The sequence below is a fragment of the Sphingobacterium sp. genome (genome assembly GCF_039596235.1).
Taxonomy (GTDB): domain Bacteria; phylum Bacteroidota; class Bacteroidia; order Sphingobacteriales; family Sphingobacteriaceae; genus Sphingobacterium.
This window is the reverse complement of sequence record NZ_JBCNKE010000006.1, coordinates 320,512-342,738: the sequence shown is the minus strand read 5'-3', so window position 1 is coordinate 342,738 and position 22,227 is coordinate 320,512. Positions and strand designations below refer to the sequence as shown.

Genomic DNA, 22,227 nt, shown 5'->3' with positions numbered 1-22,227 from the left:
CACATAAAATAAACAGTTAAAAATCAGTAGGTTAAATTATTGGCACAGCTTTCATAGCTACATAGCAAATTGATATTAAATTATGGACAGACCTTTAGAAAAGAAGAAGTGGAATAGCAAACGTATCATGACCATTGTAGGGATTGCTGGCATCGTTGGATTAATCGGCGCTAGTTTTTACTTTACCTCGGGCAAAAGCAAGCTAAATGTAGAAGCGGACCGTATCTCTATTGTCGAAATAAAAAATGGTAACTTTCAGGAATTCATTCCAATCAATGGTACAGTGCTTCCAATCAGCAGCATCTATCTCGATGCTTCTGTAGGTGGTCGTGTGGAGGAGAAATTTGTTGAAGATGGTACTGTCTTAAAAAAGGGTGATCCGATTATGCGTCTATCCAATACAGATCAGGAGCTCACGTTGGTTCAACAGGAAACACAAGTACTGAACCTCTTGACACAGTCGCAGATCGCGCAGACCAATGCCCAACAAGCATCTATTAACAACCGGAACCAGATGGCCGATGTTGAACAGGCTTTTAGGGAAGCCGAGCGTATCTATAACTTAAACAGGAAATTACTTGCGGAAAAGGCTATTGGATCACAGGAATTTGAAAAATCAAAAAATGAATATAATTACCAAAAGGAACGGGTTAATCTAACGAAACAGATTCTAAAACAAGACGAAATATCCAACGCTCAAAAAACGAATCAGGACAGACAGACCTACCAACGTACACAAAGTGCGTTGGAATTAATGAAACGAAAAATTGGTGACCTCATCGTACGGGCACCTGTAGATGGTCAGTTAACTGCTTTTGATGCCGAAATCGGACAGAACAAAAATGCGGGCGAGCGTCTCGGTCAGATTGATGTCCTGACTGGATTTAAAGTTCGTGCTGATATCGACGAGCATTATATCAACCGTATTTTTCCAGATCTTCAGGGCGAGTTTTCCATTGGAGACAAAACCTACAAGCTTCGTATTAAAAAGGTATATACGCAGGTAACCAATGGCAGGTTCCAGGTCGACATGGAATTTATCAATGAAGTGCCCAAAGGAATCCGTCGTGGACAGACGCTACAGATACGTCTCGCCTTAAGTGATGAAACAAAAGCATTATTATTAGCAAAAGGTGGATTTTACCAACAGACCGGTGGCAACTGGATCTTCAAACTCGATAAAAATGGAAATACAGCTTACCGTGTCGATATCCAACTAGGCAGACAGAACCCAGAATACTATGAAGTAATCAAAGGTTTACAACCCGGAGACAAGGTCGTCGTATCGAGTTACGAGACCTATGACAAAGTGCAGGAATTAAGTATCAAGCGGTAAATTCGAAGTAAAAAATAAAGTCAGTGGATGACTACTGGCTTAATTAACCAAATCTGAATAAACAACAGCAATTACGCAATACCACGATGATAAAGAACTTTATAAAAACAGCCTTTCGTAACCTTTGGAAAACCAAAGGGTACAGCTTACTCAATATTTTTGGGTTAGCGATCGGCATTGCAGCAGCATCCTTAATCTTTTTATGGGTAGAAAATCAGTTAAGCTATAACGATAACTTCCCCAACAAAAAAGATATCTATGTTGTCAAGTCAAAACAGACCTACGATGGCGCAACCTTTGTTTTTGAATCAACCCCCGGTCCCTTGGCACAGAATATAGCAAAAGAGATTCCAGGCATTAAACATGCCGTACGCATGACATGGATTAGCTCAATGCTATTCTCTGTTGGGGACAACAATTTATTTCAAAATGGGCTGTATGCTGACGCGACCGTCGCCGATGTACTTTCCCTGGAATTTATGGAGGGAGATCGTAAGACCGCATTTGACAAAGTAGATAACATCATTTTATCAGAATCTGGTGCGAAAAAATTATTTGGTAATCAACCCGCCCTAGGTAAAACAGTAAAGACAAATAACAAAGAACTTTACATCGTATCAGCCATTACAAAAGACCTCCCTAAAAACAGCACTTATAATTTTCAATGGTTAATTCCCTTCAAAAAATTTGAGTCTACCCAAGACTGGCTGACCAGATGGGACAATAATGGTATCCAGACGTTGATTCAGGTTGAAGACAATGCAAACGTTGATCAAATCAACAAGCAGCTCATGAACTATGTCAAAAACAGAACCAATGGTGAGGTTACTTTTTCACAAAACTTCCTCTACCCAATGGAAAGATGGGTTACACATAACCGTTTTGATAACAGTGGGAATGAAATAGAAGGAAGTTTAAAAAATATTCGTCTGTTCAGCATTATTGCTTGGATCGTCTTGCTGATTGCCTGTATCAATTTTATGAATCTTGCTACCGCCAGATCCGAAAAAAGGGCAAAAGAAGTCGGTATGCGCAAAGTTGTTGGTGCAAGTCGTCAATCGTTGATTGGACAATTTCTCGCAGAATCATTGGTCCTAGCTTCTATTTCCTCATTAGTTGCTATTTTATTGGTCTATATTTGTATTCGGCCATTTAATACCATGATTGGCCATGACCTTCAGGTCGATTTATTCAAACCGATGCATCTTGCTTTTGTCATCACAATTACTTTAATATGCGGGCTATTTGCAGGAAGCTATCCCGCATTCTTTCTGTCGGCTTTTAAACCACTATCTACAATCAAAGGAGCAAAACAGAAAGCGGGATCCGGAAGTCTTATCCGCAAGGGATTGGTTGTACTACAGTATACCGCATCAGTTGTACTGATCATTTGTACGATTATCATTTATCAGCAGATACAACATAATAAAAATAGAGACATTGGCTTTGACAAGAGTCAGGTATTGACCACCACACTGCAAGGTGATATGGCCAAACATCTTCCCCTGATCAAAAACCAGCTCCTAGCAACAGGATTGGTAGAGCAGGTTGGTGTCAGTGATGTGAGTATTCTTAACATTTACAATAATACCTCTGGTTTCAATTGGGAAGGAAAAGATCCCAACAAGAGTATTCTGATCGGCATGTTGCGTGCAGATGAAGGCTTAGTACCAGCATTAGATCTTAAAATGTTTGATGGAAGAAATTTCCACACCAACTTACTAGGAGACAGCACGTCGGTACTTATTAATGAAACCCTTGCTAAATTAATCCGCGAAGATGGTCATGTAGTGGGTAGTATCCTTAATTACGGCGAAGAAAATTACACGATTGCCGGAGTTGTCAAAAATTTTGTTTATAACAACGTATATGCCGATCCAGATCCCATGTTATTTATACCTCTGGTCAGAGAGAGCGGTCTGTTAAATATCCGTACAAAAGCCGGAATTGACCTGTCACAAGCCATTCAGCAAATTGAAGAGATTATCGTGAAAAATAATCCAGGATTTCCTTTTGATTACAAATTTTTAGACGAAACCTTCAACAGCAAATTTCAGGCTGAACTTTTTATACAGCAGTTATCCAGCGTATTTGCGGTTATATCCATTATTATTTCATGCTTGGGTCTATTTGGTTTAGCCGCCTTTGCGACAGAACAACGTGCCAAAGAGATCAGTATCCGTAAAGTCCTTGGTGCCTCTGTTTCCGGTCTTATTCAGATGCTCAATCGCGAATTTATTATCCTGATAGGTATCTCCTGTATCATTGCATTCCCGATTGCCTGGATTTTCATGCACAAATGGCTAGCGGACTATGCACATCATATTAGCATCTCCTGGACGGTATTTGTACTGAGTGGCCTATCTGCAATAATAATAGCATTGTTGACGATTAGCTCACAAGCTTTTAAAGCTGCAATAGCCAACCCGACGAAGACACTCAGAGACGAATAAACAGAAAAATAAACAATTTAAAAGAATCAAATTAAACAGAATAATAACCGCCTAAAGCGATTGCCAAGGGCCCAAAACATAAAACCATGAGCGCAAAAAATATGATTAAAATAACCAATCTTCAAAAGTATTACCGCACGGAAGAAGTAGAGACTGTCGCATTGAACAATTTGAATATCCATGTCAAAGAAGGTGAATTTGTTGCCGTGATGGGTCCATCTGGTTGTGGCAAATCAACTTTACTGAATATAATCGGACTATTGGATGATCTGGATGAAGGGAGCTATTTATTCAACGATATCGAGGTGGCCAAATTTAAGGAACGTGGCCGTTCGGATCTGCGTAAGCACAATATCGGTTTCGTATTCCAGAGTTTTAATCTGATTGACGAACTGACGGTATTTGAAAACGTGGAACTTCCTCTTGTCTATACCAATGTCCCAGCAGCCGAACGTAAGAAACGAGTTGAAGAAGTGCTGGAGAAAGTACAGATCATGCACCGCCGCAATCACTTTCCGCAACAGCTTTCTGGAGGACAGCAACAGCGTGTGGCCGTTGCCCGTGCTGTCGTCAATAATCCCAAATTAATTCTTGCCGATGAGCCTACTGGTAATCTGGATTCCAACAATGGTAACGAAGTCATGCAGCTCTTAACTGAACTGAACGAAGCTGGCACAACCATCGTGATGGTAACCCACAGTGAACACGACGCCAAATTTTCTGATCGCGTGATTCGTATGCTGGACGGTCAGGTTATTATGGAAACAAGTGTGATATAAAAAAATAAACGCTGTGAATCCTGTTAGTCCAATAAACCCAACGAGAGCCGAAAAGTACAATTAGTTTTCAGTCCTTCCAGGCTGCACGTGCAAATCCTATAAATAGCTTAAGAGATAGAAGAGTAAAGAAGCTCAATAGTGATCAAGGATTGTGATGGGATTCGGTAATGTTCCCATCACAATCCTTGTTTTTGAAGAACAAACCGCAAGCGAATACACAGCAAAATTGATCAACACCACAAAAGACTAACCATATGATAAAGAATTATTTAATAACTGCCATCAGAGAATTAAGAAAAAAGAAGTTCTATACCGTTATCAATATCTTAGGGTTGTCCGTCAGTATCACAGCTTCGATATTAATAATACTTTGGGTACAGGATGAGCGGAGCTTCGACAAATTCCACCCAGACTATGAGCGTATATATACAGTCAATTCTCACTTAGATCCCGAACACAACGGCTCTATATGGGGATCTTCCCCAGGTCCTATTGGAAATTATGCACAAAATGTGCCTGAGGTTGATTATGCAACACGTGTTTCACAGGACCACAATACAACATTGGTCAATGACAAGTTGAAACGCCCCGTAACTGATATGAACATCTATTATGTGGACGGCAATTTTTTCAACATGTTCCATTTTCCACTGCAAGAAGGCTCTCTTGCAGGTTTTCAGGCTAATTACAAGCAGGCACTTATCACTGCATCAACAGCCGAAAAACTTTTTAGCAGTCAGCAGGCTATCGGAAAGACTTTTCGTTACCAAAAAGATCTCTTTACTGTGTCCGGTATCCTACAAGATCTCCCCCAAAACTCCTCCATGCAGTTCGATGTCGTTATCCCGTTAGGATATCATGCACAGCGATTTACAAACTGGGGTGGTAATGGAAAATGGAAAACAATCGATGAAGATCTGGGAAACTACAGCTTTTCAACCTATGTTAAAGTTAAGCCCAATGCTTCTTCAACGCTCATTGGAAAATCCATTACAGATTCTTATACCAAAGCACGCGACGGTGAAAATTCGACCATATTTGTTTTAGACCCGTTAAAAACCATGCATTTAATTGCGCCCGACGGCAATAAATCTACGCTTCGCATGGTGCAGATTTTTGGAATCATAGCCCTATTGTTGCTGGTAATCGGTGCGGTAAACTATGTTAATCTAAGCACCGCAAGAGCTTTGGATCGCGCCAAAGATGTGGGTATCAGAAAGATTATTGGTGCCAACCGTCTCCACTTATTCTTACAATTCATCACGGAAACAGTTATTGTGTTTCTTTGCTCGTTAGTGATCTCTTTTATCCTGATTCTGATCCTTCATACAGGATATAACCAGATCGCGCAAAAATCAATCAGCTTTTCTTTCCGTAATACCACAGTATGGCTGTATATTGGGGCTGCAATTTTGGGAACACTCGCGCTATCCAGTATATATCCCGCAATTCAACTGTCTTCATTCAATCCAATTCAATCCATAAAAGGGAAATCAGTAAAAGGTGTTTCATCCAATACAATGCGTAAAATATTGGTGGTTTTCCAGTTTACCCTTTCCGTGACGTTAATTGTGTGTACACTGGTGATTCGAAACCAATTGGCTTTTATCCAAAAGATCAACCTGGGCTATGACAGAGATCATGTTATAACCCTTGGTCTTCCAGAAGAAGCCTATAAACATATTGACGCAATACGGACCGAACTCAAAAATAATAACGCCATACAAGCTGTCTCCTTATCCGGTGTTTACAACATGACCGACTTCGGAAATGCCACTGGGGATATAGATTGGCCAGGTAAATCTAAAGACAACAAACTGATTGTAGCTCAGGCTACCATTGATAAGGATTTTATTCCATTGATGAACATACAATTTCTCGAAGGGAAAAATTTTACCGGTATGCCAGCCGATTCTTCTGGCTATATTATCAACGAAACATTGGCTAAACAGATGGGGCTAACTCCACCATATGTGGGATCCAATATGAGTTTCCACGATTTTCCCGGACAGATTATCGGAGTGGTAAAAGATTTTCATTTCAAATCAATCAAAGATAAAATAGGGCCTATGGTCTTTTGGACACGTTGGGGATCAGGTACGCTTTATGTTAAGACCACTACCACAAAAGCACCGGAAGCCATTAAAGCTTTAGCCGAGATTTATAACCGTTACCCTTCCGATGCTCCTTTTAACTATACATTTATCGATCAGCAATTTGACAATCTGTATAAGTCGGAGCGTCGAACAGGACTTCTATTCAACATTTTTGCAGGTATTGCGATTTTTATATCCGCTTTGGGCTTATTTGCACTAGCAACTCACGAAGCACAAATGCGCATAAAAGAAATTGGAATCCGCAAGGTCCTCGGAGCAAGCACCTTTGGTGTCGTAAGACTATTGGGCAAAAATTTCGTGATACTCGTTTCTATTGCCATTTTGATTGCCTGCCCCATTGCGGTCTATTTGATGAATAAATGGTTAAGCAATTTTGCCTATAAAACAGATCTGGACATACAGACCTTAATCTTCGGCAGCATTCTGGCCTTGCTGATCGCAATTACCACAGTTAGTTACCAGGCTATTCGTGCCGCTTTAAGTAATCCCGTAGACAGTTTAAGAGATGAATAAAAGAAGCTCAATAGTGATCAGAGAAAGTAATAGGTCTCAATAATGAGTCCATTGCGTTCTCTACAACATCATCACAATTAGAAGTGAGGGCAATATTTATCACGATAAATGTTTAAAAGACGAATAAATGAAATACTAAAGTTAGCGTTGCTACGAAAAAGCGAATTACTGAACTAAATAATTTTAAAAACAGCAACAATGATACAAAATTATATTAAAATAGCCTGGCGCAATATACTTAAGAATAGAGGCTATGCCACCATAAATATTGTAGGCCTCGCCATCGGCTTGGCTTGCTGTTTATTAATTGTTATTTATGTACAGCATGAACTCTCCTACGATAAGTATCATATCAACAAAGACCGCATTTTCCGTGTCGTACATGATTATAAAGAAGTCGGTAGCACAGAACAGCATCAAATCTGGGGGAATGCCCCAATTGGAGATGCACTGAAAGCTGCCTTCCCAGAGATAGAGAAGATCGTTCAATTTTCCGGGCAAACCTCGATCCTACTCAAACAAGGAGAAAATAAATTTCAGGAAGAAAATGTATTTTTCATGGACTCCACCGCCTTTGATGTATTCAGCTGGAAAATCCTTGCCGGAAACCCACAAACAGCATTAAAAAATGCATATTCTGTTGTATTGACTGAAAGCACCGCTAAAAAATATTTCGGTGATCAGAACCCCATTGGCAAAACCATTGAAGGAGGCTTAGCAGCAGGTCGCGCTGATGCAGGTCTATATACTGTAACAGCTGTAATGGAAGATGTTCCGGCCAACTCACATTTTACCTTCGATGCTTTACTATCCATGAGTACTTTTCGGAAAGCAAGACCTGGTATCTTCGAAAAAGAAGGTTGGGACTATGTAGATTTTTACACCTATTTTTTAACATCGAAAGAATTCGATCCCACAAAATTCAATGAGAAGATACCTGACTTTCTCAAACGGCATATCCCGGCACAAGTAAACGCCAATTCAAAATACAGTTTCCATCTCGAGCCCATGCTCCAGGCGTATATGCATTCCTCTGCGGATCGGCAACCGGGTACAACAGGTAGCTTTCAAAATTTGTACATTTTTGCGATTATCGGCGGATTCATCCTGCTGATTGCCTGTGTTAACTTTATGAATCTCGCGACTTCCAGATCCATGGAGCGCGCCAGGGAAGTCGGTGTCCGAAAAGCCATTGGTGCCAATAAAAGCAATCTGATTCTACAGTTTATGTCGGAGTCGCTGGTACTCGTATTTATCAGTAGTATATTGGCTATCGCTTTGGTCATTACCTTTCTTCCTTTTATGGAAGCTTTTTCCGGTAAACAATTTGGCTATTCAACCCTCCTTAACGGTAATACCTGGACGATTTTCTCCTTGGTCACACTTATAACCGGGCTATTAGCAGCCAGTTATCCCGCATTGATCCTGGCAAATTTCAAACCAATTAAAGTTCTTAAAGGAAGTTTTAGCAACAGTAGAGGCGGTACATTATTACGTCGGGGTCTTGTCGTCTTCCAATTCTGCCTCTCCATCGCATTGATTGCTGGTACTGTAATCGTATTCTCACAATTGAATCAACTGCAACAGCAAGATCTTGGATTTCAAAAAGCACAACGTCTAATCATCGACTATAATTTTGATGAGAAAGTCAACAACAATTTAGAAGCAATCAAAAATACACTCGCAAAAGATAAAGATGTACAGTCGGTGACAGCTTCACGCACAGTACCGGGAACATTTTTTCCAAATGCTGGAACAGAGATTATGTCGATAGATGGCAAAATGACCGATTTCGCTCCCTCACTATATGAAGTAGATATAGACTTTATCCCCAATATGGGCATCAAGATGGCTGCGGGAAGAGCTTACTCGCGCGATTTTCCAGCAGATATCACCCATTCACTTGTGATCAACGAATCGGCAGCCAAATTATGGGGCTATTCAAACCCACAGGATATCATCGGCAAACAATTTAGACAGTGGGGCAAAGAAGGTACAGTCATCGGCGTTGTAAAAGATTTCAATTACCTGTCCCTACATCGCAAAATTGAACCATTGACACTACGACTTGAGCCAAGTAGCAGCCGTTATTTGGCTGTGAACCTAAGAAATGTCGACCAACAAACAATCGCACGAATTGGCGAATTATGGACTGAGCTCGCTCCTCACCGTCCCTTTCTATATAGTTTCTTGGACGATAATTTTAACCGTCAATACGAGGCCGATTATAACTTCAGAAGACTCTTTACGGCATTTTCAAGTCTCGCCCTTTTTATTGCTTGTCTGGGTTTACTGGGATTGGTGACCTATACAGCGCAGCAGCGCACCAAAGAAATCGGGGTACGCAAAGTACTTGGTGCTTCCATATACAATTTAGTGCTAATGCTTTCTTCCGATTTTATCAGATTATTAGTCATTGCGCTCTGTATCGCTACGCCGTTATCATGGATAGCAATGAACAAGTGGCTGGATAATTTCGCCTACCATATTGAACCAAAATGGTGGATGTTTGCTTTTGCCGGATTTTCAGCTGTTCTCATCGCCTTGGTTACTGTTAGCTTCCAAACGTTTAAAGCAGCTAAAGCCAATCCGGTAGATAGCCTGAGAGACGAATAAATAGTATACAAGCAAGAATAAACTTAATATATCAGCACGATACAAATAGATACGGTCATGATCAAGAACTACATAAAAACAGCCTGGCGGAGTATTCGGGCCAACCGATTTTTCAGCATCCTTAATATTAGCGGATTGGCGATTGGCATCTGCATATCCCTTTTGCTATTCGCTTTCATCCGTCAGGAACTGAGTTTTGATACCATGTATTCAAAAGCCGATAATATCTATCGTTTGCACATGCAGCTTTCGGCAGAATACAACCAGGAGAAAATGATCAACCTGCCCAATGCAGTGGGGCCTGCAATGAAATCCGATATTGCGCAGGTTGATAATATGGTACGACTGGTAAAAGATGGTTATGGTGCAACGGCTTCCATTCGCGCTGGAGCAGAAAATTTTAGTGAGAAGCAATTGTATTTAGCCGATTCAACGTTGTTCTCCATCTTTGATTTCCAATTTATAGAAGGCAATGTTCATACTGCGTTTATAAATAAGAAAAGTATCGTCCTTTCCCAATCAACAAAGGAAAAACTGTTTGGAAGAAATGAAGCGCTAGGGAAACTTATTTCCATCAACCAAAGAGATACCGTACAGGTAACCGGTGTATTCAGGGACCTTCCCGCAAATAGCACCCTAGACTGTAATATGGTCATGAATATTATGGATTCCTGGATGGGGCAAAATGTCCATTGGAGCAATGCCAGCTATGAAACGTATATATTACTAAAGAAAGGAACCGATCCGGCTATGGTTGCTCAACAAGCAACAAAGCTGATTGACAAGTATGTTGAAAAAGACCACCGATATTATACCCAATTTTTCCTGCAACCACTGTTAAAGGTGCATCTCTACTCATCGAATCTTGGCGAGGGGGTTACCGAGCGTACAGGGAATATTGATACCATTCGGGCATTATCTGTCCTAGCTTTTCTTGTCATCGTGATTGCCTGTATCAATTACATGAATCTAGCGACCGCAAAGTCGCAGAAAAACGCCAAAGAAGTGGGTGTAAACAAGGTACTCGGCGCTACTCGAGGTCAATTGATTGTCCGCTTCTTTGTGGAAACCGCAACGATTAGTCTATTTGCAATGACAATCGGTGTGGTTCTGGCCAGTATTTTGATCCCGATTTTTAATGCAATTAGTAGTACAAACATTACCATTCAACAACTCCTGAACTGGAATATGCTGGGGATTTTGGCGCTCTCTTGGTGTTTGATTACGTTTGTTGCAGGCAGCTATCCAGCCTTATTCTTATCTAAAATCAAATCGATCGCATTGATGAATAAAGGCTATAACAAACAAGGTAAAACAGTCCTGATCAGACAAATATTGGTGGTATGCCAATTTATCATTTCGATTATATTAATCATTGGCATCTCTGTGATGCTCACCCAGATGAATTTTATTCGAAATAAAGACCTAGGCTATCAACCTGAACATGTGCTCTCGGTTCCAATCCGTTCCTTTCGGAGCCTGGAAAAGCTCAACACGCTCAATAAACAGGTCCAAAGCTTATCAAATACACTGTCCACCACATTCGCACAGTCTTTACCCGGAAGTAATGAAAGCGGAAAAACAACTTATAAATTCGTCACAGATAAACAGGGTTTGCCAACACTGAGCTGTGTTACTTACGGAAAGATAGTAAATACACTCGGATTAAAGCTACTCGCGGGGACAGATTTACCTGACATATGGGGACGTCCAGACTCTACCTGCTATGTTTTGATCAACGAACAAGTAATGAAATATTTAGGCTATAAATCACCGCAAGAAGCCATTGGAAAACATATTGTCACCGAGATGAGTCCGACCAACTCAATCATCACCGGTGTCGTTCAAGATTTTAATTATACAAACCTTAAATCCGAAATCGGAGGTTACAGCTACTATACCATGAATGATCCCTCAGAATCACCACGCAACTTGTTGATCCGTTATAAAACCACTGATGTTCAAGGATATATCAAACAAATAAAGAAGATATATACAGCTGTTGCTCCAGAAGCTGCATTCGATTTTTCATTTTTAGATCAACATGTCCAAAGCCAATACAAAAATGAAATCCGCTCGTCCAATATCATGAGCATGTTTTCATTTCTTACCCTTTTTATAGCCTGTCTCGGTCTTTTGGGATTAGCAGCCTATACCACCGAAGCCCGAAGCAAAGAAATTGGTATCCGCAAAGTACTCGGCGCCAGTGTCCTGGGTATTATTCATTTATTATCTTCGAATTATATCAAACTGATTCTGCTTGCTTTTCTTATTGCTGGACCGATCGCTTACTATCTATTCAGTAATTGGTTAAATGATTTTGTGTACCATATTGAGATGCCTTGGTGGGCATATCTGATTGCAATATTAACAGTAACCCTGCTGGCATTTATCACAATAGGATTCCAGACATTGAAAGCCGCGTTATTGAATCCTGTAGATCGTCTGAGAGACGAATAAATCTAATATATCTTCACATGGTTGAATCAATTAAAACTGAACGATAATGATTGGAAATTCACTAAAAACAGCCTATCGCTTTTTGAAAAAACATAAGTTGATCACATGTATCAATGTGATGAGTTTAGCCATTGGCATCACTGCAACATTAGTTATTTTTTTGATGATCCAGTATGACTATAGTTTCGATAAACATGTACCAAACCGTGAACAGGTTTACCGTATTGTTAGTGACGGTGACATTAAAAACGCGGGGGTATACATGCCTTTGGTTCGAACCATGGAAGATGAGCTACCAAACCTCGACGCCATAGCTCCCGTTTATCGAAGTCATGTTCAAAAATTGAAGATCACGACTCCCAGCAAACAAGCTCAAGTTTTTCCAAAAGAGCATCGCATTGTACTGACCAATAGCCAATATTTCAATATTTTACCACGCAAATGGCTATCCGGAAATCCACTTAGCCTCAATACAGCAGGCCATATCGTGCTGACAGAAAAAACATTGGAAAAATTTTATGGAAATGAGTCTCCAGCCAATGTCATTGGCAAAACCATTGTTTATGCAGACAGTATTCCGCTCCAGGTCGTCGGCGTCGTCGAAAATGCGCAGCATAACTCAGACTTCAATTTTGATAGTTTTATCTCCGAAAAAACAATTCCCCAGAACAATAGTTTAAAGGAGATGTTTAATTGGGAAGCCTGGAACAGCATCTCTGACTCCCATCAGGTTTTGATCAAAACCAAACCCGGTACCCGACCAAACGCGGTAGAAAGTAATATTGCAAACCTATTAAAAAAGTATAAATTTAAAAATGGCGAGAAAATTACTGACCACCTGCTGTTACAACCGCTATCGGATGTCCATTTTAATACGACTTTCAATTATGAGGCTACTAAGCCTGAAACATTACGAAATCTGATCCTGTTGGCATTTTTCCTTTTGGCCTTAGGCGCGGTTAACTTTATCAATTTATCTACCGCGCAATCCATCGAACGGGCAAAAGAAGTGGGCATCCGAAAGACACTGGGAAGTTCAAAATCCACTTTAATTAAACAATTTTTATTGGAGACTTTCCTGATCACGCTTGCAGCAACTGTACTGGCGGTTCTACTGTTACCTCTTTTTCTACAAGTCTTCGAAGGATTTATTCCTAAAAACTTAAACCTGGATTTATTGGATAAAAAATTGATTATAATGTTCCTATTGGCGCAGCTTTTTTTGGTCACGCTACTGGCAGGTTTTTATCCTGCTTGGGTATTGACGGGATATGCACCGGCATTGGCCCTTAAAAATCAGCTGGGGAAAAACACCAATCTTTCCAGAAGTGCATGGATACGTAAAGCACTGACCATTTTCCAATTTGTGATGGCCCAGGCCTTTTTAATCTGTGTATTAATTGTAATTCGGCAAATCAATTACCTATCCCACAAGGATATGGGATTTCAACGTGATGCCATCATCAATATCGATATCCCTGGAGCCTTTCAGAACTCGGACAAAGGACTACTCCTCAAAAATGAGCTATTAAAACTTCCCGAAGTAAAAAAAATAAGCTTTGGAAATATTGCGCCAGCAATGAATGGTTATATGACGACTTCAATAGTTTACGATCAGTCTTCGGACAAAAAATCCTTAACTTTTGATATCCGCTCAGGCGATGAAAACTATTTGGATGTTTATAATATTCCACTTCTGGCCGGAAGAAATATTCGTTTACTGGACTCTACAAGAGAAATACTAATCAATAGAAAAGGTTTAGAATTATTAGGTATCCAAAAACCGCAGGATGCAATTGGCAAAACCTTCGAAAATGGAGCATCTACCATTGTCGGTGTTATGGAAAATTTTGACATTGCCTCGGCGCGCCAAGCTGTCAAGCCTGTATTGTACATCGGAAGTAAGACAGGTTATGTGCTCCATATCGCATTGGACCAAAAACATCCGGAAAACTGGAAAAAGGCAATCGACAAGATAACGGCCACCTACAAATCTACTTTTCCCGACGACGAGATCGACCTTCGCTTTGTAGATGAGATTGTTCAAAAATTCTATAACCAAGAAAAACGACTTTCCAAATTGTTGTCCTGGGCCGTCGGGCTCTCCGTATTTATTGCTGGGTTAGGCTTATTTGGACTGACCATATTTACCGCCAATCAAAGAACAAAAGAGATTGGTATACGTAAAGTTTTAGGAGCTTCAATAGTGCAGATTACTTTTTTATTGCTCAAGAATTTACTTTCCCTGGTGGCAATAGCCTGTTTGATTGCATTCCCGATCGCTTATTATTTTATGTCACATTGGCTAAATGATTTCGCCTATCGCACCACTATGGAACCATGGATTTTTGGATTGTCTGCCCTCAGCCTGATAGCATTTGCCAGTTTCGTGCTATCAACCAAAAGTATTATGGCTGCAAAAGCAAACCCGATAGATAGCCTGAGGGACGAATAGATCAGCTAATGGTGGCGAGAATGGCATACAGTTAATTTTGAATCTAATACAGAGCACAATGATAAAGAATTTCATCAAAACCGCATGGCGCAGTATTTTTTCCAACAAATTCTATAGCGCTATCAATATCCTCGGATTGACCGCAGGATTAGTTGTGGGAATCTTCCTATTACTATGGATAAAGGATGAATTGTCCTTTGATCGTTTTCATAAGAATCAAGGCGCTATCTACAAAATTGGAATTGAGGGCGGAACAGGGATCTCAAAGCGAATATTTGGATCTATCATTGCTCCTGTTGGAAGTTTTGCCAAGAAAGAAATTCCTGAAGTTCAGGATGCTGTACGTATCTTTAGGATCGGTGATGCCACCATCAAGTATAAAGACAAACGATTTACAGAAAAGAATTTCGCTTTTGTAGATCCCAGTTATTTTAGTGTTTTTGATTTTCCGCTTATTCAAGGCAACCAAAAGCAACCTTTTCCCGATAACAATTCTGTTGTTCTTACCGAAACCACCGCCCGTCGGTATTTTGGTGATGAAAATCCAATCGGCAAAACAGTAGTATTGGGAATAGAAGACCTATGTACAGTTAGCGGAGTTATCCCCGACTATCCCGAAAATTCTTCCTTTCAATTTCAGGTACTACTCCCCCTTTCACGGTTTAACGAGCAAGCCTACATAAAAAATAAAACTACCTATGACAATAAAACCTATCTGTCATCGATGGATGAAGATTGGTCGAACTTCTCCTTTGGGACCTACCTGCAATTAAGACCCGACGCGAATCCTGCTGTGGTGGCTCAGAAATTACAAAAGATACATGAACGTAATAAACCGGAAGATGCCCCCGTTCCTTACATTACACAGGAATTAGCCAAGATGCACCTTTACCAGATGGATGGCAGCGATGGCGGTATTGGCACAGTGCGTATTTTTATCGGAATCGCTTTGATCATCCTCGTCATCGCCAGTATCAATTACATCAACCTCTCTACCGCACGATCTTTGTCCAGGTCCAAAGAGGTTGGCATCCGTAAAATTATAGGCGCCGGAAGAAAAGAACTATTTTTCCAGTTTATGTTAGAGACCACGCTGCTCTTTACCGTCGCCGCAACTTTAGCCATCTGCATTGTTTTTATCTTCCTTCCCTTGTTCAACAGTTTCTCAGGCAAACAAATTTCTCTGCAACTATTTAGCACCGAATTATGGAGCTACATATTAATGATGCTAATAGGCACCTTACTGCTGACCAGCATTTATCCTGCACTATTGCTTTCAAAATTTGATCCGATCAACGTATTAAAAGGTAGATTCGGAATGAAGAAATCCAATTTCAGAAAAATATTGGTTGTCTTGCAGTTCACAGTTTCTATAGTTCTTATCGCAATGACAATTGTTATTGGCCGACAATTGGAATATATACGCAACAAGAACCTAGGCTACGAAAAGAGCAATATTATCTCCGTTGCAATGGCACCAAAAATGGCGCAGCATTTTGATGCCGTCAAAAGTGATCTCCTCAAAAATAAAGGTATAAGCGATGTCATTCGGCTTGGCCGCGATATGGTATACGGTGGAGCATCCACTGGAGATAATGATTGGGATGGAAAACCCAGCAATTCAAATCTGTGGTTCAGCATGACCTATTCGGATCAATCCGCGCTTGATTTTTTCAAGATAAAGCTAATACAGGGAAAAAACTTCACTGGCTCGATGGCAGATTCTACGCACTTTCTAATCAATGAAACTGCCGTTCGTGAGATGGGATTGAAAAATCCAATTGGTAGCCGCTTACGGATCCGAACAGTTTCCGGAACCATTATTGGTGTCGTCAAAGACTTTAATTATGCGAGTGTACGTCAAAAAATAGAGCCTATGGTTTTTCAATTTAGTCCAAAAGATTGTCAGCAACTTTATGTCAAAACAACCCCTGCTGGGACCGAATCAGCATTACATGCCCTCCAACAAATCTGGAAAAACTACTATGACGATATGCCCATCAACTATAGCTTTCTGGATGAAAGTTATCAAAAGCAGTATATGAGCGAGCAAAAACAAGGAACATTGTTTAACTTCTTTGCCGTCATAGCGATACTGATTTCTTGCCTGGGACTTCTTGGATTATGCACCTATACCGCACAACTGAAAACCAAGGAAATTGGCATCAGAAAAGTTCTCGGCGCGACGGTCTTCCATATTATACAGATGCTGAATAAAGAATTTTTGCTTTTGATCCTTATCGCTAATATTATCGCACTTCCGATTGCATTATATTTCACTTCAGATTGGCTAGATGGATTTGCCTTCAGGACAACAGTACCCATAACAATATTTTTCTCTGCTGGGCTACTAACGATTATCATTGCCCTCTTTACCGTTAGCTTTCAATCCATCAAAGCAGCGATCGCGAACCCCGTCAAGAGTCTAAAAGACGAATAGCTTTTATTCATAAAAAATCGACCCAAAATATATTGAACAATTAATCAGCACACCGAAATAACAAACATAACCATCAAACAGCACCATGATTAAATTATTTTTGAAAACTGCTTTACGTAATCTTAAACGAAACCCCTTACATACGACAATCAATATTCTCGGATTGTCGTTAGGGTTTACCGTTGCCTTAGTAAGTACGCTATGGATCTTAAAACAGTTTTCCTTCAACCGCAATCATGAGAATTATGACAATATTTATCAGGTCATGTTAACAGGTACATTCAATAATGAAAAATCTACTGGCCATTCGACTCCTATTCCCCTTGCAAAGGTTATTGCATCTGATTTCACCAATGAGATGCAGCATATCACATTGATAACAAATGAAAGTAATAACCTTAAAGTCGGGAACAAGAAGCTCAATGCTGAGGGCTTTTATGCCATGGGCGAATTTTCTGAATTATTTTCGTTAAAACCAATACAGGGAGATATTTCAACCCCAACCGCTGCCTCTACCATTATTATTTCTGAATCATTGGCGCAACGGCTATTTGGTTCCAATAATAGCGTCGGAAAAACTATTCTATTCAATGGAAAAGAACAATATAGCATACAGGGTATCTTTGAGGACATCCCAGAAAATAGTACTTTTCAAGGATTAGAATATATCCTTCCGTTTGGAGATTATCTCCATAAAAACGAAGGTATAGACCAAAAGTGGTCGCACTGTTATTTTCGCACATTCGGAAAAATCGAGAACCCACAAAACATCTCTGGGCTTGAACGTAAATTGACCAATATCTTTAGAACAAACCTTACCGATATAAACCCCGAAATTCTTTTGCATCCTATGTCCAAATGGCATCTCTATGATGCATTCAAAAATGGTAAAAATGCAGGCGGACAAATTCAATATGTATGGATGTTTGCCTGGATCAGTATTTTTATCCTGCTGTTGGCAAGTATAAATTTTATTAATCTCAATACAGCCCGAAGTTTAAAAAGAGGGAAAGAAATTGGAGTTTTAAAATCTGTTGGGGTCAATCGTCGACAACTGATCGCTGGTTTTCTGGTGGAGTCAACCCTAGCGGTATGTTGCGCCTTTTTGATCGCGACACTACTGGCTACCCTAATCCTTCCTTGGATCAATACCATCACTCATACCACACTGCACATCCCTTTCGCCGATTTTCGTTTTTATAGTTATTCGCTATTAGGAATACTTGTTATTGGACTTCTTGCGGGTCTATATCCTGCATTGTTCTTATCCTCTTTTAATCCGGTCCTTGCACTCAAAGGAAAAGTGAGCATAAGTAAGGGTAGTTTCAATGCTAGAAAAGGTATGGTTGTCCTCCAGTTTGCTATTTCCATCTTTCTGATGATTGCAACCTATTTGGTCATAAAACAATTGCGTTATACAAAAGATCGTCCGATTGGCTACAATAGTTCAAACCTAATCAACGTAAACAATAGTAGTGAATTAATTACCAAAAACTTTGAGGTCCTGAGAAAACAACTGGTGGATCAACGTCTGATTCAGGACGCCTCACTCACTTCAAATTTTGTCAACCATCTCTCTTTGACCGGTGGAGGTTTCAACTGGCAGGGGAATGAAACAAAGGAAGGGTCTATTATGGGAATTTTCACCATAGACGAAAACTTTTCCAAAACTGTACAATGGAACTTTTTAAAAGGGAGGAACTTCTCAAAGGATTTCAAGACTGATTCAACTGCCGTAATTATCAATGAAGCCGCGGCGAAATTTATGGGGGTTACAGACTTAACGAGCAAACAATTATCTAAAAGAGGAATCAACTATACGATTATCGGCATTATACAAAATACCTTATCCGAATCCCCCTTCAGCGCTATTACGCCTACAGCCTACTTTCTTGATTTTTTACCCAAAAATAAAATAACAATCAGATTGAATGAGCAGCAAGATATTAGCCAAACGATGAAAGCAATCGCCCAACAGTTCAATCGCTTTGATCCGGATCTCATCTTTGATTACATCTTCACAGATAAAGAATATGCCAAGCAATTTGAACAAATGGAAATGATCAAAAGTCTGACTAGTATTTTTACGGGACTGGCAATATTGATTTCCTGTCTTGGGCTATATGCCTTGGTCTCCTTTCTAACCGAACAACGCGAAAAAGAAATTGGTATCCGTAAGGTCCTTGGGGCATCAGAACTTAGTTTATGGAAATTATTGTGCACCGAATACCTCTGGTTGACATTGATGGGTTTCCTCGTTGCAGCTCCTCTAGCCTATCTGTTAATGGAAACATGGCTCGACAATTACGTTTATCGCATTTCAATTAGCTGGGCCGTATTTGCCTTTACCGGATTAACTGCACTGGTCATCACCCTCCTAACGGTTAGTTATCAAGCCATTAAAGCAGCATTGACTAACCCAGTAATCACATTACGGAACGAGTAGATCTACATGTTCGGCGACGGACAGCAGACTGTCCGTTTCCGAACATACCACGCGACCACAATAATACAAAAACACCTAAAAATCAAAAACTTATACTTATGGCAAACGAATTGAATTAGCTATTTACACTGTGCCATGATCAGCAGACAATGATCTATTGGATAAACTGGTTTGAGGGACGGAATTTCTGAAAAAGTCAAAAACTCAATACGATGATTAAGAATTACCTTAAAATTGCTTGGCGGAATATCAAAAAAAATAAGGGGTTTTCCTTATTAAATATGCTTGGTTTAAGTTTGGGCATTACCTGCTTCCTGTTATTAGCAGCCTATATATTTCACGAATCAAGTTATGAACGTTTTTTTCCAAATGCCGACCGTTTAGCTTATTTCAGTCTGACCTATAAGGCGCCCAATAGTACCGAAGAGGTAAACTCCAGTGTAACGCCCACAGCACTAGCACCAACCTTGCAAGCGGAGCTTCCCGAAATCGAACAGGCAACCCGATTATATGGATACTCCAAAGCCGGAAATATAGCTTCGAAAGATGAGACTACGAAGGAAAAAAAACTGATGTACGCCGATCCTAATTTTTTTAACACCTTAGGCTATACATTTATCGAGGGCGACGCGAAACATGCGTTAACCGAACCTAATCAAATCGTACTGACAAAAAAACTAGCCGAAAAATACTTCCCAAAACAATCTGCACTGGGAAAAACCTTGGCGATAGATAAAGTCAATTGGAAAGTCTCCGGTGTCATACAAGATCTGCCAACAAATACACAGATAAATTTCACGGCCATTCTTTCCAACAAAGATTTGCCACGCTACAAGCAACCAGAATGGTCTTCGGCAAATGACATCACCATTGCGCTGTTAAAAAACAAAGACAGTTTTGGCACGATCCAACAAAAATTAGATCAGATCACCAAAGCGAAATTTGCCGAGGCAACCAAACAAGGTTATCAATTTAGCTTTTCAATTGAAAAACTAATAGATATTCATCTTCATTCTAAGGCTGCAGGTTCTGGCAACCTGGTATATATCTATATTTTGATGGCTCTAGGAGCTGCGCTTATTATCCTGACGAGCATTAACTTCACAAATTTAATATTGGCACATGCCATCGAACGCAAAAAGGAAATCGGCGTTAAGAAAGTCTTAGGCGCTGCCCGAAAAACGATTTTCTTTCAATTCTTCTTAGAGTGTAGCTTGATGGTATTGCTTTCCCTTTCTTTCGGCTTGCTGGCTACATTTCTATTATTGCCCCTATTCAGTTCGTACATGGGAAGCGAAATGCAATTAACGATATGGACAGATCCTAGGTTCTATGCGATCCTGTTTTTATTTTTTATCGTATTGACACTAACTTCTGGTGGATGGCCGGCCTATTCCATTGCCAGCTCAAAACCAATGTCTATTTTCAAACGGAAATTGGCGGAGAAACAAAGCGGGATTTCTTTTAGCAAGGTATTGGTTACTTTCCAATTTAGCATATCCATCTTCTTTATCATCTGTACCCTATTTGCGGGACGTCAAATGCAATTTATACAATCCAAAAATACAGGACTAGACCGTACCGATATGCTGGTCATCGATGGCCAGGGATGGCAGGACAAGGAGCGGCAATTATTAAAAGATAAATTGATGCAACTCAATAGTGTTCGGGGTGTAACTGCCTCCTATGACAACCCGGTCAATATTCAAGGCGGATATAGCATTAACTCTGTTGAAGGTCAACCGACTGATTTCGAAATGAATGTGACAGCAATTCCTATCGAAAAAGATTTTGTATCAGTCTTCCGTATCAAAACAGTGGCTGGGGAACCTCTTTCCGATACAGATATTTTACGTGCACGGGATACCCTATCTCCGGAATATAGTTTTGTGATCAATACACTCGCTGCATCGGCGATGGGATTTACACCACAACAAGCAGTCGGCAAAAAAATCAATTTAAACGGCCGTAAAGGCAGTATTAAACAAGTCGTTGCCAGTTTTAACTTTGCCTCACTCCACAATGAGATTAAGCCAATTGTACTTTTTCCGGAATACTTTTATTTTGGTAATATTTTCATCCGTCTAAACCCAGATGCACCAATTCAGGATGCAATAGCGCAAGTGAAATCTGTCGTGAAAGATATTGATGCGAAAAATCAATTTGAGTATCATTTTCTAAATGATGACTATAGTAAACTCTATTTAAAAGATCAACAGACGACAAAAGTCATGCAGCTCTTTTCGCTTATTACAATTGCCATTGCATGCATGGGATTATTCGCACTATCCGCTTATGCCGTGCAACAGCGTGTCAAAGAAATCGGAATCCGCAAAGTATTGGGTGCTTCCGTATTCAAAATCGTCAAGATCCTCAGCGTTGACTTTATGGTACTCGTTTGTTCAGCACTTTTGATCGCCATACCATTGGGATGGTACGCCATGCATCGTTGGATGGACAATTTTGCTTATCACATTACACTGGACTGGTGGGTATTTATCATCGCAGGATCAAGCGCACTGCTGGTTTCCTTTATAACAATCAGTTTTCAAACGATAAAAGCAGCACTCACAAATCCCATTGACAGTTTAAGGGATGAATAATTTAATAAA

At 40.1% G+C, this 22,227-nt stretch carries 10 protein-coding genes; all 10 read left to right on the top strand.

Annotated elements, in window-relative coordinates; translation table 11 throughout:
• Positions 1-82 precede the first annotated feature (82 nt).
• The 10 genes from ABDW32_RS14790 to ABDW32_RS14745 all read left to right on the top strand — a co-directional run bounded on the left by ABDW32_RS14790 (position 83) and on the right by ABDW32_RS14745 (position 22,218).
• Complete coding sequence (locus tag ABDW32_RS14790; RefSeq protein ID WP_343563688.1) at positions 83-1,336, top strand: HlyD family efflux transporter periplasmic adaptor subunit; 1,254 nt, start codon at positions 83-85, stop codon at positions 1,334-1,336.
• A gap of 86 nt (positions 1,337-1,422) precedes the next feature.
• A complete protein-coding gene (locus ABDW32_RS14785; RefSeq protein ID WP_343563686.1) occupies positions 1,423-3,789 on the top strand; it encodes an ABC transporter permease in 2,367 nt (788 codons plus the stop codon).
• A gap of 101 nt (positions 3,790-3,890) precedes the next feature.
• Positions 3,891-4,568: an ABC transporter ATP-binding protein gene (locus tag ABDW32_RS14780; protein ID WP_343563714.1), complete on the top strand. Its 678-nt coding sequence runs from the start codon at positions 3,891-3,893 to the stop codon at positions 4,566-4,568.
• 254 nt (positions 4,569-4,822) lie between these two features.
• Positions 4,823-7,198, top strand: coding sequence for an ABC transporter permease (locus tag ABDW32_RS14775; protein ID WP_343563684.1), 2,376 nt, complete (start codon positions 4,823-4,825; stop codon positions 7,196-7,198).
• Between the two features lie 198 nt (positions 7,199-7,396).
• The gene (locus tag ABDW32_RS14770) at positions 7,397-9,814 is read left to right on the top strand and encodes an ABC transporter permease (protein WP_343563681.1); all 2,418 of its coding nucleotides are present in this window, start codon (positions 7,397-7,399) and stop codon (positions 9,812-9,814) included.
• A 57-nt stretch (positions 9,815-9,871) separates the two neighbouring features.
• A complete protein-coding gene (locus ABDW32_RS14765; protein ID WP_343563679.1) occupies positions 9,872-12,274 on the top strand; it encodes an FtsX-like permease family protein in 2,403 nt (800 codons plus the stop codon).
• A gap of 46 nt (positions 12,275-12,320) precedes the next feature.
• Complete coding sequence (locus tag ABDW32_RS14760) at positions 12,321-14,729, top strand: ABC transporter permease (RefSeq protein ID WP_343563677.1); 2,409 nt, start codon at positions 12,321-12,323, stop codon at positions 14,727-14,729.
• A 58-nt stretch (positions 14,730-14,787) separates the two neighbouring features.
• Positions 14,788-17,169: an ABC transporter permease gene (locus tag ABDW32_RS14755; RefSeq protein ID WP_343563675.1), complete on the top strand. Its 2,382-nt coding sequence runs from the start codon at positions 14,788-14,790 to the stop codon at positions 17,167-17,169.
• 85 nt (positions 17,170-17,254) lie between these two features.
• Positions 17,255-19,615, top strand: a complete 2,361-nt coding sequence (locus ABDW32_RS14750; protein ID WP_343563673.1) for an FtsX-like permease family protein — start codon at positions 17,255-17,257, stop codon at positions 19,613-19,615.
• A gap of 212 nt (positions 19,616-19,827) precedes the next feature.
• Positions 19,828-22,218: an ABC transporter permease gene (locus tag ABDW32_RS14745; RefSeq protein ID WP_343563671.1), complete on the top strand. Its 2,391-nt coding sequence runs from the start codon at positions 19,828-19,830 to the stop codon at positions 22,216-22,218.
• Positions 22,219-22,227: the final 9 nt, after the last annotated feature.